Origin of the sequence: Mycoplasma suis str. Illinois (assembly GCF_000179035.2) — a bacterium.
In the GTDB taxonomy this organism is placed as follows: domain Bacteria; phylum Bacillota_I; class Bacilli_A; order Mycoplasmatales; family Mycoplasmoidaceae; genus Eperythrozoon_A; species Eperythrozoon_A suis.
Window position 1 is genome coordinate 685,072 of the sequence record NC_015155.1, and the last position, 22,574, is coordinate 707,645.

The 22,574-nt window shown below is 30.2% G+C and carries 22 protein-coding genes and 8 tRNA genes; 5 read left to right on the forward strand and 25 right to left on the reverse strand.

Annotation, left to right across the window (positions count from 1 at the left end; all coding sequences use genetic code 4):
- Both MSU_RS04015 and MSU_RS04020 read left to right on the forward strand, forming a co-directional pair.
- A complete protein-coding gene (locus tag MSU_RS04015) occupies positions 1 to 255 on the forward strand; it encodes a hypothetical protein (protein WP_013610163.1) in 255 nt (84 codons plus the stop codon).
- Positions 256 to 509: 254 nt separating this feature from the next.
- Positions 510 to 764, forward strand: a complete 255-nt coding sequence (locus tag MSU_RS04020; RefSeq protein WP_013609452.1) for a hypothetical protein — start codon at positions 510 to 512, stop codon at positions 762 to 764.
- A gap of 54 nt (positions 765 to 818) precedes the next feature.
- Here the strand turns inward: MSU_RS04020 and MSU_RS04025 are convergent, their stop codons facing one another.
- The 5 genes from MSU_RS04025 to tmk all read right to left on the reverse strand — a co-directional run bounded on the left by MSU_RS04025 (position 819) and on the right by tmk (position 7,265).
- Complete coding sequence (locus MSU_RS04025; protein WP_013610164.1) at positions 819 to 2,159, reverse strand: M17 family metallopeptidase; 1,341 nt, start codon at positions 2,157 to 2,159, stop codon at positions 819 to 821.
- Between the two features lie 79 nt (positions 2,160 to 2,238).
- Entirely contained in the window at positions 2,239 to 3,375 is a 1,137-nt protein-coding gene (locus MSU_RS04030; RefSeq protein ID WP_013610165.1) for a hypothetical protein, read from the reverse strand.
- A gap of 4 nt (positions 3,376 to 3,379) precedes the next feature.
- The gene (locus tag MSU_RS04035; protein ID WP_013610166.1) at positions 3,380 to 4,654 is read right to left on the reverse strand and encodes an aminoacyl--tRNA ligase-related protein; all 1,275 of its coding nucleotides are present in this window, start codon (positions 4,652 to 4,654) and stop codon (positions 3,380 to 3,382) included.
- Between the two features lie 96 nt (positions 4,655 to 4,750).
- The gene (locus MSU_RS04040) at positions 4,751 to 6,604 is read right to left on the reverse strand and encodes a M3 family metallopeptidase (RefSeq protein ID WP_013610167.1); all 1,854 of its coding nucleotides are present in this window, start codon (positions 6,602 to 6,604) and stop codon (positions 4,751 to 4,753) included.
- A 4-nt stretch (positions 6,605 to 6,608) separates the two neighbouring features.
- Entirely contained in the window at positions 6,609 to 7,265 is a 657-nt protein-coding gene (gene tmk, locus MSU_RS04045; RefSeq protein WP_013610168.1) for a dTMP kinase, read from the reverse strand.
- An 88-nt stretch (positions 7,266 to 7,353) separates the two neighbouring features.
- On the opposite strand from tmk, the gene recA reads away from it, so the two are divergent.
- From recA to MSU_RS04060, 3 genes are read left to right on the forward strand one after another with little or no spacing between them, the layout of a single operon-like run.
- A complete protein-coding gene (gene recA, locus MSU_RS04050; protein ID WP_013609458.1) occupies positions 7,354 to 8,340 on the forward strand; it encodes a recombinase RecA in 987 nt (328 codons plus the stop codon).
- A gap of 10 nt (positions 8,341 to 8,350) precedes the next feature.
- Positions 8,351 to 9,874 (forward strand): methionine--tRNA ligase, encoded by a 1,524-nt coding sequence (gene metG, locus MSU_RS04055; RefSeq protein ID WP_013610169.1) that lies wholly within the window; start codon positions 8,351 to 8,353, stop codon positions 9,872 to 9,874.
- 7 nt (positions 9,875 to 9,881) lie between these two features.
- Positions 9,882 to 10,835: a P-loop NTPase family protein gene (locus tag MSU_RS04060; RefSeq protein ID WP_013609460.1), complete on the forward strand. Its 954-nt coding sequence runs from the start codon at positions 9,882 to 9,884 to the stop codon at positions 10,833 to 10,835.
- 53 nt (positions 10,836 to 10,888) lie between these two features.
- Here the strand turns inward: MSU_RS04060 and hprK are convergent, their stop codons facing one another.
- From hprK to MSU_RS04160, 20 genes are all read right to left on the reverse strand, one after another.
- Complete coding sequence (hprK, locus tag MSU_RS04065) at positions 10,889 to 11,842, reverse strand: HPr(Ser) kinase/phosphatase (RefSeq protein ID WP_013609461.1); 954 nt, start codon at positions 11,840 to 11,842, stop codon at positions 10,889 to 10,891.
- 56 nt (positions 11,843 to 11,898) lie between these two features.
- Complete coding sequence (locus MSU_RS04070) at positions 11,899 to 13,137, reverse strand: phosphoglycerate kinase (RefSeq protein WP_013610170.1); 1,239 nt, start codon at positions 13,135 to 13,137, stop codon at positions 11,899 to 11,901.
- A 17-nt stretch (positions 13,138 to 13,154) separates the two neighbouring features.
- Positions 13,155 to 14,165 carry a type I glyceraldehyde-3-phosphate dehydrogenase gene (gene gap / locus MSU_RS04075; protein WP_013610171.1) on the reverse strand — a complete coding sequence of 337 codons (1,011 nt, stop codon included), beginning with the start codon at positions 14,163 to 14,165 and terminating at the stop codon, positions 13,155 to 13,157.
- 14 nt (positions 14,166 to 14,179) lie between these two features.
- On the reverse strand, positions 14,180 to 15,196 hold the full coding sequence (locus tag MSU_RS04080) for an aminotransferase class V-fold PLP-dependent enzyme (RefSeq protein WP_013610172.1): 1,017 nt from the start codon (positions 15,194 to 15,196) through the stop codon (positions 14,180 to 14,182).
- A gap of 6 nt (positions 15,197 to 15,202) precedes the next feature.
- The gene (locus MSU_RS05020) at positions 15,203 to 15,604 is read right to left on the reverse strand and encodes an SsrA-binding protein (protein ID WP_332370081.1); all 402 of its coding nucleotides are present in this window, start codon (positions 15,602 to 15,604) and stop codon (positions 15,203 to 15,205) included.
- Positions 15,605 to 15,609: 5 nt separating this feature from the next.
- Positions 15,610 to 17,517, reverse strand: coding sequence for an RNB domain-containing ribonuclease (locus MSU_RS04090; RefSeq protein ID WP_013610173.1), 1,908 nt, complete (start codon positions 17,515 to 17,517; stop codon positions 15,610 to 15,612).
- 278 nt (positions 17,518 to 17,795) lie between these two features.
- Positions 17,796 to 18,011: a hypothetical protein gene (locus tag MSU_RS04095; RefSeq protein WP_013610174.1), complete on the reverse strand. Its 216-nt coding sequence runs from the start codon at positions 18,009 to 18,011 to the stop codon at positions 17,796 to 17,798.
- A gap of 6 nt (positions 18,012 to 18,017) precedes the next feature.
- Positions 18,018 to 18,182: a 50S ribosomal protein L33 gene (gene rpmG, locus MSU_RS04100; protein ID WP_013609468.1), complete on the reverse strand. Its 165-nt coding sequence runs from the start codon at positions 18,180 to 18,182 to the stop codon at positions 18,018 to 18,020.
- A gap of 56 nt (positions 18,183 to 18,238) precedes the next feature.
- Positions 18,239 to 18,314, reverse strand: a tRNA-Phe gene (locus MSU_RS04105).
- Positions 18,315 to 18,326: 12 nt separating this feature from the next.
- Positions 18,327 to 18,403: transfer RNA gene (locus MSU_RS04110), tRNA-Asp, on the reverse strand.
- Between the two features lie 4 nt (positions 18,404 to 18,407).
- Positions 18,408 to 18,485: transfer RNA gene (locus tag MSU_RS04115), tRNA-Met, on the reverse strand.
- Between the two features lie 90 nt (positions 18,486 to 18,575).
- Positions 18,576 to 18,665 (reverse strand) — tRNA-Ser (locus MSU_RS04120).
- Between the two features lie 5 nt (positions 18,666 to 18,670).
- A tRNA-Met gene (locus tag MSU_RS04125) sits at positions 18,671 to 18,747 on the reverse strand.
- Positions 18,748 to 18,753: 6 nt separating this feature from the next.
- Positions 18,754 to 18,831, reverse strand: a tRNA-Pro gene (locus tag MSU_RS04130).
- Positions 18,832 to 18,837: 6 nt separating this feature from the next.
- A tRNA-Arg gene (locus MSU_RS04135) sits at positions 18,838 to 18,914 on the reverse strand.
- 4 nt (positions 18,915 to 18,918) lie between these two features.
- Positions 18,919 to 18,993, reverse strand: a tRNA-Cys gene (locus MSU_RS04140).
- Positions 18,994 to 19,032: 39 nt separating this feature from the next.
- Positions 19,033 to 19,770, reverse strand: coding sequence for a TRM11 family SAM-dependent methyltransferase (locus MSU_RS04145; RefSeq protein WP_013610175.1), 738 nt, complete (start codon positions 19,768 to 19,770; stop codon positions 19,033 to 19,035).
- Between the two features lie 15 nt (positions 19,771 to 19,785).
- Complete coding sequence (locus MSU_RS04150) at positions 19,786 to 20,640, reverse strand: type II restriction endonuclease (protein WP_043885234.1); 855 nt, start codon at positions 20,638 to 20,640, stop codon at positions 19,786 to 19,788.
- Between the two features lie 13 nt (positions 20,641 to 20,653).
- A complete protein-coding gene (locus MSU_RS04155) occupies positions 20,654 to 21,607 on the reverse strand; it encodes a deoxyribonuclease IV (RefSeq protein WP_013610177.1) in 954 nt (317 codons plus the stop codon).
- A gap of 3 nt (positions 21,608 to 21,610) precedes the next feature.
- Complete coding sequence (locus tag MSU_RS04160) at positions 21,611 to 22,021, reverse strand: iron-sulfur cluster assembly scaffold protein (RefSeq protein ID WP_013610178.1); 411 nt, start codon at positions 22,019 to 22,021, stop codon at positions 21,611 to 21,613.
- Positions 22,022 to 22,574 lie beyond the last annotated feature (553 nt).

The window sequence follows — 22,574 nt, forward strand, 5'->3', positions numbered from 1 at the left end:
TTGTTTTTATATGGAATAAAAGTGTTTTTGGATGAATTTTTTGTTAAAAAAGGAGGTATCTTTAGAAAGGAAAGAGAAGAATTAAATGAAGTAGTTAAGAGAAAGTTAATTGATAATAGAGTTGAATTTAATAAACATTGTGAAAAAATATTCAAAACTTATAAAGAGATAGAACGTTCAGGAGAAAATGTTTCTGAAGAAATAATGGATATATATCTAACTATCAAGAAAGCTTACGAAATAATAAATATATAAAAAATTTCAAAAGACTTTTAAAAAAGAAGATAAATATTTAATTTTTTCTAATTTAAAGAAAATTAGATAAAAAATCTAATTTTCAAAAATTTCTATTTTTAATTAAAGAAATAATTAAAGATAACAGAGAAGAGAGAGAGAGAGAGAGAGAGAGAGAGAAAGGAAAACCTGTAAAAGAGGAAATAACATTACTGGCTCAAGATATTGTCAGAAGAATTACTATTTATCTCAATTAAATAAATAGTTTTGTTGAATTGATTACTCATAAATTTATCTATGACTTGACTTCTCAGAAAAACTTACTAGAACTTTATAGAGAGGAAGAGATAGATAATATTGCAAAAATTATTTCTTCCGATAATTTATTTAGAGTTGAATTCATCACTTATTGCGAGAAATTAATTGAAAATATTGAAAAAATAAAGTTCAATTGAATTACAGAAGAAATGCATGATCAAATTTCTTTTGTAAAAGAAATTTATAAAAAAATAAATAAAAAGCTTCACTAAAGATTAATTAGTTAAGTTTTTTCCCTTTCGGGAAAAAACCTAAACTAAAACTTTTTACTTATTTAGTCTTCCGTCTATGTAGAAATAAATAGTTTTAAATAGAGGGGCTAGTCCAAAATTACTTCTTCCTTCTGTATTTGATACATTAGCGATGTCAAAGTGAATGAAACTTTCTTTATTTTTAAAAGCTGCTAAGAAAGCTGCAGCTCGTGAAGCGCCTCCGGCACCTGTGGTGGCGGAATTCTTAAGATCAGATATACCACTTTTTAGCTCTTCTAGATAGTATTCATCTAGAGGAAGTCTTCAAATATTGTCTCCTGAATAGTCAGAAGCTACTTTTAATTGATCTCAAGAATCTTCTTTACTTGTTCATACTCCAGCATATTTACTTCCAAGAGCATATCTGACTGCCCCAGTTAAAGTAGCTACAGTAATAATTTCTGAAGCTTCCAATTTTTTGGAAGCATAAGAAATTGAGTCAGCAAGAATAAGTCTTCCTTCTGCATCTGTATTGGAAATTTCTACGCTTTTACCTCCATAAGCCGTTAAAACGCTATCCACTTTCGTGGAGTCAGATCCTATTAAGTTTTCAGAAATAGGAATTAGTGCAATTACTTCATTATCTTTTGAGAAACCATTTTTAGCCATAGTTAGGAAAATAGAAGCTACTAAAGCTGCTCCAGTCATATCAAATTTCATAGTTCTCATATAATTTCCAACTTTGATACTTAATCCTCCTGTATCGAAGCAAATACCTTTTCCGATTAACACAATTCTTCTTCTATCTTTAACTTCAGTAAATTTAGAAGTTTGTGAACTTTCTCTAAGTATTATTAGAGAAGAATTTTTCTTATTTTCCCCTACGGAGCAAATTAAGTTAAATCCTTGATTTTTAAGTTCTTCTCAGCCTATAACTTGGTATTCTAGACCAAGTTCTTGAGCTTTCTCAACAATTTCATCTCTAAACTTGAAGGAATTTAACATGTTTGGAGGCATTTCTCCTCATCTCTTAACTTTTTCTTCTCCTTGAATAATATTTGTTACTTCTTCATTAAGTTTTTCTAAACCAATGAATCTTATAACTTTTACATTCCCATCCGGCTTCTTTGTTTTGAAAGAAACAGGATTTCTAGTTATTGCACTAACTATGCTTCTTAGATACAGTTCTATATCATAAGGTGTGAATGCAGGTTCACACGCATCAAAAAATGTTTTTAGATCAATGTCTCAAGAATTGATTTTTTGCAGACATTTTGTAATCGCTACAGCAAAAGCTGTAGGATTTAACTTACTAGGATTTACCCAGAATATTGCTGTAGCTTCAGCATAATCTAGTTGAAAATCAAGGTGATTTTCTCCCCGCTGCGCAATTAACTTAAATACTCGATCATCCATATTTCCTAAAGCTTTAAAGAATTATTTTATAAATCTAAAAATATCCTATTTATATTTTCTCAAAAACCCTCTTTAAATATTATTGTTTTTGGGCTCGACAGATATTACTTATTTGGTCGGGCCACAAAAACAAAAAGATAGAAGACTTCTCTAAAGCATCATCACGCTTAATAACTCATCTTCTTTCTACACCCTCTAAAGGTTTTGGACTTAAAAGACCACTCTTTAAGTTCAATTCAAAGAAGTGATTATTTTTTCACTCATAATTTAGTGATTTAATCACTTCTTCATCTATATTTCTTATTTTTTTCTCTATTCAACCTAACTTCATTAAGTCATGTCTTCACATATAGTCATTCTCTCTTCACCATTCAATCCAATTTATATTTCCCCTAGGCATATAAATTGGATCAATATCAGCAACTTTTTCAGTTATTCAATCAGCTTGTTTTAAATCTGAAAATCAAAAACAAGTTTTGATTGCGAATTCAAAATCAGGAAAATTCATAGAAAAATAAATTAAATTATTTTCTATTTCTTCTCTTGTATTTTCGGAAACAACTTTTTGAATTGTTTCTATTTTTGAATTTTCTTTAGAGAAGAAATAAATTGTAGATTTAGTTTCAAAAGTATTAAATTCACACTCTAGACTTTTTAAATACTGTAAGATGGCAACCATCTTACATTCTTTAAATCAATCTATTTTTTCCTCAAACAATACCTCAATACTATATATTGGGTATTTATGCAATACTTCATAAATACTTTTTCAGTTTTTCAATATCTTGTACTGAAAAACTAAAAAGTGATATTTAAAAGATAAGCCTCTAAAGCTAGATATATTTAATAAATTAATTCCAAATGTGAAAGATATATTTTCAGATGTGTGAATAATAAAGCTTAGGTTATGGAAAAAACAAAATCTAGCTATTAGTATTGCTGAATCTCTATCTAAAAAATTTTCAAATTGTTTTTTAGATTCAGCAAGACTATAAACACAAGAACCTGAATTAAAAACTATATATCCCACTGGTAAGTTTCAATTTTCAGTGAACTTAGTCACAAAACTATAAGACTCGTTAGTAAATAGAAATAAATTGTTATAAATGCTGAGTTCCCTCAGCATTTTTACAAATTTCTCTAATTCATCTTCGGAATAAGTCTGACTTATTTCAAAGAAGTCAAGTTCCAAAGAAATGATTTTTTCATAAATCAAGTTTTTAAAAAACTTGGTTGGAGACTTCCTCTTGACTTAAATAATTAATAAAGTCAGAAAAACTTAATTGTTTTTCTCCTTCTTTACCTAGCTCTCTGAAATTAATTAGATCTAAATTTTGTAATTCCTTTTCACCTATGATGATTTGAAAAGGAATTCTCTCATTAACTGCATTAACAATTTTTTTAGAGATTCTTTCATCTCGCAAATCTAATTTAGCTCTAAATCCATAGGAAGAGAATTTCTTAATAAGTTCATTTAATTCATGTCTAGAAGAATCTATTCTTACAGTAAGAATAGATATTTGAGTTGGTAGGAGTCAGAAAGGTAATTTTCCTCCCCAATCTTCTAGTAAGTAAGCTATAAATCTCTCTAGAGTTCCTATTAATCCTAGGTGAATAATCCAAGGATTAATAGAGTTTTGGTTGGCATACAAAATGCTAAATTCTAGTTTTTTTGGCATTTGACTATCTAACTGAACTGTAGAGATAGTGAACTCTTGATTAGAAGAATCAACAGCATTAAAGTCTATTTTTGGTCCATAAAAAGCAGCTTCACCTTCTTTTCTAACTAAACTAACTGAAATATTTTTAGATGCAATTCACTCTTTAGTTGCGCTAAAGAGTATTTCTTCTGTTTGATTTCATTCATCTCCTGAAATCAAATACTTTTGCTTAGAAGATCTTGTAGCTAAAACTATTTCTTTAATTCTTATTCTGAACTTATTTAGTAAAGTTCAGACTCACTCTAAAGAAGACTTAATCATATCTTTGCAATGCTCTGGAAGCACAAAGATATGAGTATCTATTAATTCCATAGCCCTAACTCTCTTAAGACCTAATAGTCCTCCAGAATACTCATATCTATGGAGACAAGAATTTTCTCCCATTAGATATGGGAGTTGCTTGTAACTCATTATTACTTCTTTAGCAAGTAATATGTGGTGAGGGCAGGTCATTGGCCTCAATATTCATTCTTCTCCTTCTTTTTTCATGGCTGGAAAAATATTTTCATCATAAAGAGGTAAATGACCTGTCTTTTGATATATTTCAGTTTTCCCCAATATTGGGGTCTGAACTAAATTTATTCCACAAATATCTCTTTGGAAATCATTAATATATCTCTTAATGATTTCCCTAAGCTTATAACCTTCTGAAGCTCAAAAAGAAAAACCAGATCCAATTTCTTTGGAAAAATAAAAGAAACCTTTATTTTTTCCAACTGTTCTGTGATCACAAGAACAACAGCACAATTCTTTTTCTTGTTTTTGGTTACTCATTTATTTATCTAAAAATTTAATAACTAAATAAGAAAGGAGTCCCTTTTTTAGGAACTTCTCTCTTAAGTTTTTATGTAAAACTACTTAAAAACTTTATTAAGTAATTCCATAAAGCTCTTTAGCTAATTTAGAATACTCTCTTAATCACTCTGAGAATGTATTCTTAATTATTGTTCAACTTTCTTTCTGTTCTAATGAGACAGAAAGAAGTTCAAGACATTTTAGATTTGGTAATGAATTACCAGCACCTAAGAAGTTGTAGTAATCTTCTCTAGCTTTTTCTATAGAAGGTCCCTCACCTTCTATTAGTCTTCTAGAGAAGATTAGGGAAGTGAAGAATCCTACTGCATATTTATATACATAGAATTCACCACTATAAAAGTGTGGAATCATAAATATTTTTGACAAAGATTGTCAACTAGATTCTTCATGATTTTTTTCTACTTTTTTTCCTGTATATTGATTTAGTAATTGAGCATATAACTCCATTTCTTCTTCTGCATCAATTGGTTGATTATTAGCTACCTTTTCATTTACAGTGAACTCTCATTCACTGTAAATTAATTGAACTACTGAAGTACTTACAAAACTATTTAGTAAGTGATCATAAATTTGAAGCATCTTAAATTTTTTTCCCTCTTTCTTAAATACATTTAGAAAGTGATAGTTTAAGAGCATTTCATTTAAGATTGAGGGAACTTCAGCTGTAAATATTGTTGGGGAATAGTAATAAGTTTCCTTAGTATCTATTTCCATATCATGAATTGAGTGTCCCAATTCATGAGCTAAAGTAGATACATCATCAAAATACTCGTTGTAATTTAGAAGAATATATTTACCCGGTAATCTATAAGATCCTCCGGAAAAATAAGCTCCACTATTTTTCCCATTTCTTGGATATCAATCTATTCAATCATTATTAAACATTTCTTTTAGATATCCAAGATATTTATCTCCCAAAATAGAAAGAGATTCCATTACTATCTCTTTAGCCTCTTGAATAGAATACTTCTTAGCTTCCTTATCATCTTTTAGCTCAAGATAAGCATCTCACTCTCGATAATCAGGAAGGTTATAAACCTTCATGATTATCTTTTTCCTTAACTCTCTGAACTTAAGAACTTCAGTTTGAAGTCTTTTAGTGTTTTTATAAAGAGTTAGTAGAAACTTTCTACTAATCTCATCACCATATATTGAGCTTTCAACAAATCCTTTTTTGAAAGCTATATTTTTTGACTCAATATTTGCTGATAAGAAGTGATAATAAAGTATTCTTGAGAAGCTTTCTCTTCTAGAGTAAGCAAATTCTGTATATTTCTTATAGAGATTCTTTCTGAATACTCTATCTTCTTCTCTCATGTGCTTGATATATTCGGGATAGACAAGAATTTCTCTTTCTTGTCCCTTACCATCTAATACTCCTGAAAGTTTGAATTCTTTTTCGGAGAGAATATCAAATATTTCATAGTATGAAGAATTAAGTGGGGCAAAAGTTAATTCAAACTTTGCTAATCTAGGTGGAAGTTTATGTCTTTGATATCTAAATATGCTGTCATAATATCTCTTAAAAACAGCAAATTTAGGATTCTCTAAATAAGAATTAATTAATTTCTTATTTTTGATTGCTTGCTCCATAAAGTCAGTTAATTGTTGCGCAAAAGGAATACTTTTGTGCAACAATTCTTGTTCTAATGCAAATCACTTGTTATTAAATTGATCAGTATTCTGATGATTACTGATATAGGTTTTTATTCTGCTACTTAATATGTCATATTCTCTTTCCAAGTTATGGAATTCCAAAAGTTTTTCCATATCTTGGAATATTCCATTTTTATAAAGTGTCAATATTTTGCCCTGTAAGGCAAAATACTCATTTAATCAGTAATCTAGAGGTTTAGATTCTAGAAGAATTTCTAGATCTCATTGATTCTTTTCTCTGGGAGTGCTCATTACTTTATCCCTTATTTATTTCCACAATTTTATTAATAATAAATTGAACTTTTTCTTCTAGAGAAAATGTTGAAGGAATATTAATAACATTTTCTCCTAATTCAATTAATTTCTCAGAGGCTCATTTATAAGCCTCTGATAATTCTCTATAAGATGATGAAAGACAATCCAACTTATTTAATTGTTTTTTTATCCTTTTGTTATTTGTGAATGTTTTTCAGTCTTCTTCTGAAACATTCACAATAAACACTAAATTAGGGGAAAAACCTTCAGAAATAAATTTCATATTTGAGCTCAATCACTCACAACTAACTCCTTTTAAGTATGATTGATAGGCTAATGTAGATAAAAAATATCTATCACATATTAGAAGAGAATTCTCTTCTAATTTGGGCTTTATAAATGTTTTTAAATGTTCAGCTCTGATGGCTAAAAACAGAAGCGATTCTGTCACTGGTGACAGAGAATAACTATTAGAAAATATTGGACTAGATAATTCTGAGAATTTTTCCTTAAATTCTTCAGGACCATAAGGCTCTGAAGTGAAGTGAATTTTTGAAAATTTTTCAAAAATTAATGGATTGTTGAGTAAAGACTTCTTTAAGTAATTAATTAAAGTAGTCTTTCCGGAATTATCCATTCCCTCAATAACTATGAACACTTTAGATAAAAATTATTCCTTTTTTATTTCAGAAACATATTAAAGGAATAGAAAAGGTTAAGGGAAATTAATAAAGGGATAAGAAAAAATGTCATCAAACAAAACTAAAGAAATACTAGAAAGATTTAATAAGTTGGGAATTCACATTTGGTCTAATTCCCCGCAAAAGAACGGGAAAGTAATTGTGGATTCCAAAGATTCCATACCTTCTGGCTCTTATCAATTAGATAAAGCTCTTGGAGCTAACGGTTGACCTAAAGGAAAGATTATTGAAATCTTTGGATCTGATTCCTCAGGAAAATCAACTTTAGCTCTTCATGCTGTAGCTGAAGCGCAAAAACAAGGAAAAACTTGTGTCTATATAGATCTAGAAAATACTTTAAATGTTTCCTGAGCTGAAAAAATAGGAGTACAAACTAACAATTTATATATTTGCACTCCTTCTAGTGGAGAAGAAACTTTTGAGGTGATAGGAACTTTAATTCAAGATCAAGGAGCTGACTTAATAATTGTTGATTCTGTAGCTGCAATGGTTCCGGAAGCAGAATTAGATGCTTCTCTAAGTGATCAATCAATGGGACTTCAAGCTAGATTAATGAGTAAGGGATTGAGAATAATTCAATCTCACCTTTTGAAGTCCCATACAACAATAATATTTATAAACCAAATTCGGGAACAAATAAAGCAAACTTTCTTCCCCTCTACTACAACTACTGGAGGGAGAGCTTTGAAATATGCTGCAAGTATTAGAGTGGAAGTTAGAAAGCAAGAAGCAATAAAGCAGGGAGAAAAAATTATTGGTTACCTAACCAAGATAACTATCGTTAAAAATAAGTTCAATAACCCTATGATTCAAATACCTCTAGGTCTTTATTTTGATGCTGGATTTAACAAATTTTTTGAATTGATAAATTTAGCTATAGAAAAGAAAATAATAGAAAAAAGAGGAGCTTGATTCTATTACAAAGATAAAAATTTAGGTCAGGGAATATTTTCTCTTAAAGAGAAATTCCAAAGTGAAGAAATGCAAAAAGAACTAGAAGAAATTAAAACAGCTGTTCTAGGGGCTGAATAAATAATCTTTCTTGAAGAAGGATGTTTTAATAACTACCCCGCTATTTTATTCCTCTGGCGATCCACATATTGGTCATGCATACACCCTTATTATTGGGGACTTAATTAAAAAATATCATGAATTAGTAAATATAAAAGCCAATCTACTCGCAGGAGTAGATGAGCATGGAGAAAAGATATTAACTAAAGCTACTGAAGTTGGACTAACAGTTGAAGAATTTGTTGAACAAAATAGTTCCAAATTTAAAAATCTTTCTTCAACCTTAGAAATTAGTCCTGACTATTTTGTTAGAACAACTAACGATTTTCACAAGGAATATGCCAAAAAAGTATTTAAAGAACTTCTAGAACTGGGAAAAATATATAAATCTAGTTGGTCTGGATACAAATGTATTAATTGCGAAACAAATTATTCCAATAAATACTACTCACAAAAAAATAAGTGTGAACTAGGTCACGAATTAATCAAAAAAGAAGAAGACACTTATTTTTTCAAAATAACTGAGTTTGTTTCTTGACTTAAAGAACATTACAAAAACAAAGATATTATTTTTCCTGCTAGATACTTAAAAGATCTTCATGAGGGATTTTTTCCCTCACTAGAAGATCTTTCAATTACTAGAAGTAAATTAGATTGAGGAATCAAGCTTGATGATTCTCCTGAATTTACACTATATGTTTGATTTGAAGCTCTTTTGGGATATATTAGTACAGATTCTGTTAGAGAAAAACACTGATTAACTTCATCTGATACCAAAATAATTCAAATAATTGGAAAAGAAATTTTTAGATTTCACTCTATTTATTGCCCAGCTATTCTTTCTTTGAAAAAATTAAAAACTCCAGATAAGCTACTGGTTCACGGTTGACTCCTAAATGACAATAGAAAAATTTCAAAATCAGATCCAAACAGTAAAGCTATACCTCCTCTAAATTCACTAATCAAACAATACAACTTAGAAAGTATTAAGTGATATTTTCTTTCTCTAAATTGAGAAGAAGATCATCCCTTCTCAGAAGATCTTTTGAAACAGTCTTATAACAAGTATTTAGTTAATTTACTTGGAAATCTAATTAATAGATTCAAGGGAATTATTTCTAAACAAGAATACATAACTAGTTCAATTAACTCTGAATTCAAAAATGAACAGATAAAAAAAGAAGTTGAGTTAAGTAATGAATTTTTAACTAAATTTACTGATTTAGTAATCAACATAAAGATTCCTGAAATAATTTCCCGAGCAAAGCAATTACTTAATTCAGCTAATTTTTTTCTAAATCACTTGGAGCCCTGAAAACTACCTAAAGATAGTCAAGACTATAAAGAAATAAATGTCTTTCTTTATAGACAATTAATTCTCATTTCTTTCCTATTATCTCCAATCTTTACTGAAAAGAAATGAGAAGAAATTAAAAATTCTCTTTCGATAAATTGGGAAAGAAAACCTGAAAATTTAAATTTCTTTAGCGAAATTAAAAATTTTGAATCAGTTAAGTTAAATAACTCAACTAATATCTTCCAAAAATATAACTAAATAATCTATGAGATTATTTGGTAATTTAATTGACAAAATTAAATCTTCTAATTTTGTAAATTATTTCTCTCAACAATGAATGAAACCATCAAAATTACAAGACGAAGAAAAAATTAAATCTTCTATTTTGGAAATGCTAATTAAATTGGACTTCCAATTGGAATTAGCTAAAGAAGTTACAAATGAAACTATTGAAAAGTTAAAAAAACTTAATTCAATAGATATTTCTGTAATTAAAGAAAACTTAATTTCCTCTCTAATTGAGTGCTATAACTCAAAAAATGAATCAAGCAAAAATGTTGAAGATAATTTCAACTTAAATATTGTTTCAGACAAAACTAATGTGTTTTTTATAGTTGGCTCCAATGGAGTTGGAAAAACTAGCTCAATAGCTAAGCTAGTTTATTTCCTTAAAAAAGAAAACTATAACAAAAAAATACTTTTAGTTGCCGGAGATACTTTTAGAGCTGGAGCAGTTGAACAACTTTCAATACTTGCTGAAAGGCTGAATGTAGAGATAGTAACTCCAAGAGAAAAAGAAACTGTAAATTCACTAATTTACAGAGTTCTTAAAGAAATGTCAAGATATGACTTAATTATTTTTGATAGTTCTGGAAGACAATATAACAATCAAAAATTAATTTCAGAAATTCAAAAAAACTTTAAATTGGTTCACAAAATGCTCAATAGAGATCCAGAAGAAACTCTATTAGTTTTGGATTCAACACTAGGTAAATTCTCTTTTGAAGAAGTTAAAAAGATTTTTAATATTCTCCCAATAACTGGAATAATTCTTACAAAAATGGATCACACAGTTAGAGGTGGTGTAATTTATAACTTAAAAACTGAATTTCCAACTCCAATCAAATTTATTTGCTATGGAGAGAAAGAACAAGATATTCAACCTTTTGACATTACTGAAACTACAACTCAATTAGTTAACGCAACACTACAAATTTAGTTAATAAAAGTAATTATCAGCCCGTCGGGCTGAATTTTCCTTTAATTAAATCTCTACTTCTTGGACTTTATTAAGTGTGCTTTTGTGATTTTGTCAAAAGCTGCAGCAGAATTGTAACCAGATTTTTTTAATTTATGGTCATTAACGCAAGCTTGAATTAATTCACTAATATTTCTTCCGGCCTGTACCGGAAGAACATAATGAGGGATCTTTACATTTAGTAATTCCTTATATTTAATTTCTTCTCCTCAATTTTCAAGAGGCATTGTCTCTGAAAATTTCTTGTGACTTTTTAATTCAATAATTACATTAATTTTTGATTCATCAATAATTTTTGATCTTCCTATAGCTTCTTTGATATTTATTAGACCAATACCTCTAATTTGAATGAACTCACTAGAATTAGGGTTAGCTCTAGCTATAACAGCATTTCCTAACCTAGTTACTCTTATTGCATCATCTCCTAAAAATAAGTGATTTAGACTTAATAAGTCTAAAATTACCTCTGTTTTACCTATTCCTGGTTCTCCAGTTAGTAGGACTCCCTCTCCAAAAACACTAACTACTGAACCATGAATAGTGCTCCAAGTAGCCAATGATTTTGAAAGTCAAGTTCCAACTGAAGTAAATATATCTTTAGTTGAATAATCTAGTTTTATAATCGCTGAGCGATTTTCATTTCACTTTTCATTTGCTTTCTTTATTAGTTCAACTTCAGAAAAATTAGAACTCAATAAGAAAAGAGGAGGATTCTTTAGCAAAATACTCTTTAAAGTTTCTAACTTTCTTTCTTCTTGCAAGCTTGAAAGAAATTCACATTCCATTTTTCCCCAAACAACTACTGTCTTAATTTCTTTATTTGCAAAAGCAAAAGCTCCATTAAGTTCCATTCCGAGACGGCTTAATGCCGGCTCAAAAATAACTCTCTGACTACTTACACTATTTTTATTGACAAAGCTTCCTCCAAATCTCTTAAAAATAGAAGAAACTAAAACTGATGGTTGCATTAATTATTCTTTTTTAAATTTACTTAGTGGAGTTTTCACTCCACTAAGTATTTAAGTTAATTTAGTTTGTCTTTTATAACTTCTATTCCCGGAAGTGCTCCTCTTTCCAAGAATGTCAAAGTAGCTCCACCTCCTGTAGACACAAAACTTAATTTTTCAGCAACACCTCTTTTTTCTACAGCTGAAACAGAATCTCCTCCCCCTACTAGTGTGTAAACACCTTTCTTTTCACTTAATTCAACTAATTTTTCTAGTATTGCGAATGTACCTTTAGAATAATTGGACATTTCAAATACTCCTACAGGTCCATTTCAAATAACTATTTTCGCTTCATCAAGAGCTCTTGAGAATAGTTCGATAGTTTTTGGACCAATATCAAGAGCCATTCCAGTACCCCATTCTTCTGGATCATTTTCAACTATTTTTCCTGGTTTATCTTCAAACTTTTCAGCAACTACGTGGTCAATGGGAAGAAGAATCTTGTCTGAATAATTCTTTAGAATTTCAGCACAAGAAGCTATTTGATCTTGTTCAAGTAGTGAAAGACCTATATTTTTTCCTTGTGCTTTTAAGAATGTATAAGACATTCCTCCACCAATTATTAATGTGTCAACATTGTTAATAATTTCTTTTATAAGTTTTAGCTTGTCAGAAGCTTTGCTTCCTCCAAGAATCATAACTTTCTTACCTTCTTTGGATTCACTAACGTAATCCAAAGCATTTAATTCTTTTTCTACTAGAAAACCAATAGCTGTTTCTTTCATTCTTTCGGCAATTCCCACATTTGAAGAGTGAGCTCTGTGAGAAGTTCCGAAAGCGTCATTTACATAAACATCTCCTAGACTTGCATAAAACTCAGAAAGAACAGGAGATTTGCCACTTTCTCACTTAACAACTTCTTTTGTGTTGCGGTCAACATCATAATATCTAGTATTTTCTAATACATAGATATCTGATCCTTCTTTTTCAATTATTGTTCTAACTTTTTCAAATTCAATTTCAGGAACAAAAGTTACTTTTTTGCTTGAAAATATCTTTTGGAATTCATCAGCTATTACCTTTAGGCTCTTCTTTCCTGAAATAATATCTTCAAAACTTTTTACTCTATCAAAGTGACTTAATATAACAACACTACACTTGTTTTCTAGTAGGTATTGAATAGTTTCAATAGTACCTAATAGTCTTGTATTATTTAGAATTTTCCCGTCTTTAACGGGAACGTTTAAGTCTAATCTAAGTACAACTCTTTTATTTGAGAGATTGAGATCACGTAGCTTTAGCTTATTAAATCTCAATCTAAATTATTGAGAAATTAAAGAGAAATGTAGTATTTCAGAGTTCTTGCAAGTTGATTTACATAAGAAGACTCGTTGTCATATCATGCATACAACTTAACTTCTCCAGTTGGCAATACTTTAGTTAGAGATGAGTCAAAAATAGAACCATGTGTATCTCCAATAATGTCAGCAGATACGATTGGATCTTCTACATAAGCAAGGGTTTCATTTTCTCCATCCTTAATTGCTTCATTAATTTCTTCTACAGAAACAGACTTATTTATTTTTAGGCATAGGTCAACTAGAGAACCAGTCAATACAGGTACTCTGTGTGCAATTCCATCAAGTTTTCCATTTAATTCTGGAATTACTCTTCCAATTGCAGCAGCTGCTCCGGTAGTTGTAGGAATAATTGATCCAGCAGCTGCTCTAGCTCTTCTTAGGTCAGCGTGAGGAGAGTCTTGAAGTCTTTGGTCAGAAGTGAAAGCATGAACTGTTGTCATGAATCCAGAATTAATTCCAAATTTTCTGTGAATAATTTTTACGATAGGAGCTAATGCATTAGTTGTACATGAAGCTCCTGAAATAACATTGTCTGAACTAGTAATTTGAGTGTGGTTTACGTTGTAAACAACTGTCTTAGTGTCATCCTTTGCTGGGGCTGAAATAAGAACTTTTTGAGCTCCTGCATCAAGGTGACACTTAACCGCTTCCTTAGTCAAGAATCTTCCTGAACATTCAACAACACAATCAATTTCTAGTTCACCTCAGTGATAAATCTTTTCAGTATTGAAGTTGAAAACTCTAACTTCTCTAACTTCTCCGGTGTTTACATTCTTTAGTCTTATGTATTCTGAATCACAACTTACTTCTCAATCTTTTAGTTTTCCTTGAGCACTGTCATAAACCAAAAGATGAGTAAGAACTTTAATGTCAACTACGTCATTAACAGCTACAACTTGAACTCCTTGAGAAGAAAGAAGATTTCTGAATAGTAATCTACCGATTCTTCCGAATCCATTGATTGCTACTTTGTGAATTGTCATACTACTTTAAAATTTTAACTTACTTGTAACATAAAAAATTTTACAAGTTCGCAAAATTTTTTGATCTCATCTACTGTATTCAATATTGATAGAGAGAATCTGGCTGAAAAGCCCAGCTCTCTATCATCATATGTGCTGCATAAATCTCCAGCTCTGAAAATGACTTTATTTTCTTCCAATCAAAAAATAAAGTCATGAAAGAATTCGGATTTATATCTAACTAAGAATATGAGGGAATTATCGTAACTTCGATAACTTAAATTAGGTGTTTTTGGGAAATTCTCTATTCATGTTTTTCTTAATTCACAAAACTTCTCTCTATTCTTATTTATTTCTTCCTGAATTTTCCAAAATACTTTATCTCAGACAAAAATAGACCTTCAATCTAGGGAATAATTAGATTCTTCTGCAAATCTAAGTTTTGAAGGTCTATTAAAACCTATTACTGCAAGCCCAAAAGGACCAAATCATTTATGGGCTGAAAAATATATACAGTCAAATAGACTGAATATTTTTTCAGCTTCTGAAGAATTAGACATATATTGGTTAAAGTCACCAATAATGAATGAGGAAGGATTATCCTCCCTAATTCTTCTAATTATTTCTTCTTTTATGTGAAAGACACCTAAGTTGTCTTTCACAGTCAGAAGAATAATTGAATTAGGCAATAACACATAATTTTCTTTATTGTGTTCTAAAAAATGAATTCTGATGGCTTCAGAATTCAGTTGATACTTATAAATAACACTCGCAATATTTGAAATATGATCCCTACTGAAAAGATAGATGCTCAAAACATCTTTCTTTTCTTGAAATAGGTATTCTCATATCTCATTTATTGCATAAGTAGAAGAAGGAGTTAAGAAAATATTTTGGGATTTGAATCCCAAATATTTAGATAACTTATCTAATAAAGATTGTTTGTGTAAATGTTTTTTATGTATTCAAGAGGAATCAATATAGCTTTTGAGTCATTCTTCTCAAAAAAATGGAAATTTTTGAGAAGTGGCGGCATTATCAAAATAAATCAAAAGAAATTAATATTCGTCATCTGAATATTTATTTCTTTTATTTCTCTTATATTTCTTTGAGGTCTCTTTCTCATAATTTCTGTTGTATTTGCAAAGATTTAATTCAACTTTTATCTTTCTATTCTGGAGAAAAAGACCTCCAGGAATAATAACGTATTTCTCTCTTTTAACTAAATCTGAAATTTGATTTATTTCTCTTCTAGTTAAAAGAAGTCTTCATTTTGAAGCCGCAAAATTAACTAGAAATAATTCTGAACCTATAACTTTTCCGTAACTACCTAATAAATTGAGAGATCCTTTGAGGATCTCTCCAACTACTTTAGAAGTTAGGGAGATCCCAGCAGTATAACTTCTAAAAATGTTGTACTTATAAAGTTGTTTTTTATTACTTTGTAAATAAATTATTAACTAACTTAATTTATTGGAGTGAACTCATCTCATGAGTATTCCACTGGCTTAACAAGAATATTAGCTCCTAGCTTTATATTCTTGTCAATTCTCATAAAACCATCATATAAGTTTTCTAGTTTTATGAGATATCCTCAAGGATTTTTAGAAAACACAACAGCTTTAAATTCTTTTTTTGTGTTTTGTGAACACAAAAATCTAAATAATTTTCTAGATATAAATCTTTTTTCAGCTGTAACTCCTATTTTTTCGCAAAGATTTACTTGATAAGAAATCTTTTCTAGTTCTCATTCATGTTGAGTTCTTTCTCTCTTTGAATATCTTTTTTTGTCAAAAAAATACATTCAAAGAGTTTTATGAATCATTAAGTCTGCAAATCTTCTAATAGGAGAAGTAAAGTGTAAATAATTTTTTAGATTTAGTCCAAAGTGACCAATATTTTCTAAGTTGTATTCAGCCTTTGGTAAGGCTTGCAATACATGATATTGAATAATCTGTAAATACTGATTATTCTTACTCTTCTGAAGTAAATCATTAAATGTTTGAATAGTATTTTCTGAAGTTTCTATTACTTCAGAAGAAGGATTTAATTCCCTAAAAATATTTAGGAAGTTTTGAACTCTTGCTGGATCAGGAGTCTTATGAACTCTATAAATTGTTTTTATATTCTTACTATCCAAGAAGTTAGCAATCAATTGATTTGCTAACACCATAAATATTTCTATTAATTTTTCTGATATTCTTGGAATATCACTTCTATCTACTTCTACATTGACAATGTCTTCATTGTCATTAGTTTTGTAATCCAATTGTTGGTGAACAATCATTAGGGAAGATTTTCCCTGCCCTTTCATTCTGTCTTCCATTAACTTAAAAACTTCATAACACTGATCGACAGTGTTTTTAAGTTCTTCCCCAATATTTTCTAGAGAACTTTTCTTTAGAAAATATTGATTCAAGATCTTATAGGTAAATCTTTTTTTAGAAATTATTGTTGCAGGAAATACCCTAAAAGTGTTAGGAATTATTTTTCCCTCTTTATTTACTTCCACATAAACGCATACGGTATATTTTTTTTCATTCTCTCTGAGAGAGCATAGCTCCTCAGAAAGTATTGTAGGTAACATAGGTATTACTCTATTCAAAAGGTAAATAGAATTACCTCTCAATCTAGCCTCTTCAAATATAGCTGGACAATTACTCAAATATCCTCATACATCAGCTATTGATACGAAAACCCCAAAGTTATCTTTAACTTTTTCTACATAGATGGCGTCATCAAAATCTTTTGCTGTATCGCCATCTATAGTAAAAAAATTCTTATCCGTTAAATCCTCATAACATTCAATGCTTTGAAGAATTGATTCTTTTTTAGAAGTCAATTCTTCAATTTCTTTTTGAATTTCTGGATTAGAGAAGCTGTGTTTTAATTTCAAGTCATGAAGTAGAGAATGATACTCTACTTCACCACTAGAAGACTCTCCTAATATCTTTAGTATTTCTCCATTAATTCTTTTCGGAGGAAAAGAATGTAATCTCAATAACACTTTTTGACCTTCTTTTAAGTTTCTCTTAAAAGAACCTAATATTTCTTGCAATCCAGAAAGTTGAGGATCATCAAAGAAGACTCAGATTTTTCCTGAGTCTTCTATTTTGATAATTTCTACTACAAAGTCAATTTTGAATCTCTCAACTATTCTGGCTACATAACCTTCTTTTTGCAATAATTGACCTTCAGCTCTTTTAGAGAATGGAAATTCTCTAAAAGCTACAAGGTCATTATTGAGAGCTCCCATTAAGTTTTCTTTAGAAATTGTTACACCGAATCTGGGTATAAACCCAGCTTCGCTAAATCTATTTATTTTGATTCTCTTGTAAGAGACATTATCTCTAGAGTTTGGTCTACCTCGCAAACTCTAGACTAACTAAAGATTATGAAGAAGAAGGATTATTACTTCTTATATATGTGATACATAAGACAAAAAGTAATAATATTCCCAAGAACATAAATAGCTTCAACATCTTAATGACTCCATAATCTTTAGTTTTTTTAAATAGTTCAATATCATAACCTGATAGGACTGAGAATCCTCCGGCTGAACCGGAGGAAGAAAGAAGAAGTCCTAAAAGGAGTAAGACGAAAGAAACAACGTAGATAGCAATTTCTAGTGAAATATCAGTCTACTAATAACTATTGAATAGTTGTTCTTCTTAGTTTTCCTAGATATTCTTCTTGAGCTTCTAATTGTTCTCTTCTAATAGCTATATGTCTATCTATTTGTTCTTGTTCTTTACTATATTTGGAAGCTGAGTAATAAAAAGCTCCAGTTGTCATAGCACCTAGAGAAGTGAAAGAAGAAGCGAAGATCTTTATAAATAGAGGACCATCTATGAATAGTCGAATCATTTTCGACTAATCGGCTTTTTCTTCTATATGTAATTGATGTCTTCTGCACTTTTTGCAGAACTTCTTAAGTTCTAACTTTTTCTTGCTAGCAGTTTTATCTATTTTCTTTTGGCTCAGATAGTATAAGAACTTACATACAGAGCACTTGAAAAGTATAGGAATTCTTGCCACTATATATTAAAGATTAAATACTAATAATAAATGTTAAAAAACAAAAATTTCATACCTGGTGGCTTCGGGCAGAATCGAACTGCCGACACACGGTGCTTCAGACCGTTGCTCTACCGACTGAGCTACAAAGCCCCAAATTTTAAATGGCGGGCCTTACGGGATTCAAACCCGCGATCTCCACAGTGACAGTGTGGTATGTTAGATCACTACACCAAAAGCCCAATATGGTAGCGGGGGTAGGATTCGAACCTACGACCTTCAGATTATGAGCCTGACGAGCTAACCAAACTGCTCTACCCCGCGATAAAAAAGAATAAGTCATTAAAGACATTATTCCATATTAAATTTAATCAAATTAATTTCAGTATAGCCTAAAGGCTAGTGTGAAATAAATGGCGGAAGCTGAGGGATTCGAACCCCCGCGCACTTTTGATGCCTCTCAGTTTTCAAGACTGATCCCTTCGACCACTTGGGTAAGCTTCCTAAACTGGTAGCAGGAGCGGGGCTCGAACCCGCGACCTATCGGATATGAACCGATCCCTCTAACCAACTGAGATATCCTGCCAAATACTGGTCGGGACAACAGGATTCAAACCTGCGACCTCTTGGTCCCAAACCAAGCACTCTAATCAAACTGAGCTATGTCCCGATCTTCTGGCCTCCTAAATAAGATTCGAACTTATAGCCTCTAGCACCGCAAGCTAGTGCTCTATCCAATTGAGCTATTAGGAGGTTTTGGAGGTGTCTATCAGATTCGAACTGATGATCTGGAGGTTGCAGCTCCATGCCTTACCAACTTGGCTAAGACACCAAACCTCTAAATCTTATTAAAACAAATTAAATGTTTTTGTTACTTTCGAAAAACAAATAGATATTCATGAGCTATTAGAAGGAAGTTATGTTTAACACTATTTGTTTTTCAAAAACCAGTAGCCTTACAGTTATGTTGGGCTTTAATTATTAATTCTTTCAATTTAAAACCCACATCTTCAAATAATTTCATTACATCAAATGACAGTGGAATCATATGTCCATTTTTTCTTGTGTCACCCATTAGGATGACACAATACTTATTCTTTTTAAGTACTCTGTAGCACTCCTGTGCTACTTTCTTCATTTCTTCTAAAAATTCTGATACTTTCAAGTTGGACAAGTCTTCTTCAATGACTTGTCCTTCGCTATAGTGAATGATATTTGCGTAAGGGGGATGCGTACATATTAAGTCAATACTTTCTGACTTAATAAAGTTCAAATCTCTTGCATCTCCCTTAACTATTTCAACTTGTCCTTGAGGACCATTAAATTCAAAAGATGTTTTTTCTTTACATCTTTTGAGTGATTCTTCATTGACATCTACTCCAATAATGTTTCTATTTAGAAGTTTGGCTTCTACTAGAGTAGTTCCTCCTCCAGCGAATTGATCTAATACTAGATCTCCTTCGCTGGAGTATCTAAGTAATATATTTCTTGGAATATAGGGGGATCAATTTCCCCTATATTTAGCGTCATGAGTTGCTCATTTTCCCCTGTTGGGAAAATTTCAAATAGTGCTGGTTTCTAATTCGAAATTATCTGGTCCTAATTTCAAAATCTATCTACGACGCTAAGAAAAAAGATTTGTTAGGGCTCCATTTTCTAATTCGTAAATATTGAAAATTGTCTCCATTAAGTCAAAAGTTTCTTCTAAAAATTTTTTAGAACTATTTCATCCTTTTCCGTCAGTAATTCAAACAAAAGTAAGATTTTCAATCTCCTTCGCTTCTAAAGATAGTGTTTTGTAATTTTTAGCTATTTCACTTAATTTAGAGCCTCCTAAGCTTCCAAAAAAATTTGTCTTAATTGCATATATCATGTTTGAAGTATTTACTATGAAATTAAATTCTTCTTCCAAAAGAGAATTTTGTTTCACGCTAATTTTTAATTTTTCAATCACATCCAAAAGTTTTTCTCTCTTGAAATAATCCTTATTTTTGATTAATCCAACTCGAATAATGTGATCTTCCACTATTTTTTCCATCAACATTCCTACCCTGTTTTTTCTTCCATGCGAATCTAAACCAACTTCTATTTCTAAAACATAATCCAATAAATTTTTTGTTAAACCTTTTTGAAAAATATCAAATAAACCTGTTTTTCTCATAAATTCAACATATTTTTCTGAAGAATGATTCGTTTTATTGAAGGAATATAAAAGTGTTTTATTTTCTTCAGTAATATATATTTCATCATTTCTTACTGCCAACAATATAGGTATGCACTTAAGAACTTCTGGATATTTTGAAATAATTCTTCTAAACTCACTTTCAATATTTTCTGAACCAATTAAAGAATTCAAAATATTTAGTTCAATTTTTATTTCGTCTATATTTCTCAATATTTTTTCGAAATCAACATAATATTGATAATTTTCGATGCTGACCTTTAATTGTGAAAGTCAATGTTCAAAATCTCTTTTCATTTCCATTTATTTATTAATTGGTAGTTTTTAAATTTTTGTCATAAATTGGCAAACAATCTTTATTAGGAATAGGTTCCCATTTCTTATTCCTTAATAAAGATATTTCATGTTTATAGGGAGATACTAGTATCTCCCTAGTTTCTTTACTTCTTTTGGATTTAACTTGTTTCTTCCAATAAGGTGTTTCGACTATTATTGGAAGACTAGAAAAGTAATCATCATAAGCTCACTTTAGGATGGTTTCCCATCCTATATGTCCTAATCCATAATTAGCATGTCTATCTTTTCTAGCTCCTATGGAATTCATTGAATCCCCTAGATGAATTACTTTAACTCTCTCTAGCCCTCCAAATAAATTAGATAGTTTTTTCTTAAACTCCTCTAGTTTAGAAAGGTCATATCCACTATCGTGGAGATGACAAGTATCTAAGCAAAGAGCTAATTTAGGATCTCAATTACATTTGGAAAAGATTAATTGAAGATCCTCTAAACAGGCTCCTATTTGATTTCTTTTACCAGCCATTGTCTCTAAGCAAAAGAAATAGTCTAAATGACTAGTTCTCCTAAAAACTTCCAAAATATTTTTGACTATATTGTCTATTCCTTCATCCTTAGATTCCCTAAAGGATCCAGGATGAACTACAAAATATTTAATACCTAAGCTTACTGTTCGCTCTATTTCACTTTGAAGGATATTTACTATATATCCATCAGTATCTAATCCTGCCAGATTAAATACATAAGGTGCATGAACAACACAATTTGAGAAATCAATATTGTGTTGTTTAGCTAACTCTAAAGCTTCCTCTTTGTAAAAAAGAGAGGTATCAACTCTCTTTACATTCTGTGGAGGTCCTGTAAATATCATGAAACAATTTGCACCATTACAAATTGTTTCCTCTACTACTCCCAGAAGATATTTACTCTTCTGGTTAAGAGATATATGAGAACCTAGAATAAGAGACATTAATTATTTAGAAAGTAAATAATTTAATATCTCTTGAGCTCCTGACTTTAAACATTCTTTTCTAGTTGTTGAGTATTGAAATTTTCAGAAGAGCTCAAGATATTTTTCACTTATCTCTTCAGCTCTTTCATATTTGCCATCCAGCATATCTAAAAATTTTTTAGTTATTTTTAGAGCTTCCTCTTTGGATTTTCCTTCTATTTCTAGGCAAATAGCATTAGAAGAAGCTCTAAAAAGAATACAACCTTTGCAAGAAAGTTTTATTTTTTCAATTAAAGGGTTTAATTCGCATTGAAAACTTATATAGTGTTGACAAGACTTAAAGTCAACTAAATTTAAGTCTTCTTTTTCTTCCAATAAGGAAGAAAATTTATCTAAAAAAGCTAATTTATAAATTAAGTCTTGATAGATCATTTAACTCAGCTTTAAAGCTGAGTTTAAAAAGACTTAATTAAAAGTAACGCTTACGTCTTTTTCTTCAGCAAAAATTATTTAATGGCGAATAGTAATGATTTCCTGTACAAGGATATGGGGTTGTATATGAATGTGGGTAATACGGAGTACAAGGATCGTATGGATTGCATGCAAAAGGATCTAAATGATAACTATTTATACATCCTCCAAAACCGCCATAACAATCGTTGTATGGATATAGTCCACCATAAGAATACGAAGAATAATTTGAAAAATTAGATGAATATGGGTTATGTGTATAAGGGTTACATGCACCAACCTTACATGCTTCAATTGCACAATTCCCACAAATACCCCCTCCACACTTTCAGCAATAGCAACCTATAGATCTATACATATAAAAACTACTTAGTTTTTTTGAGTAACCTAATTAATTCTAACTATTTTTAAAGAATTCAAATTCTTAAAAAAAATTTCTTAAATCTAGAGACATTAAATTAAATCTTCTGAAATACAAGAACTTTAAGTAAATAAATTTTCTTAAACAAATTAT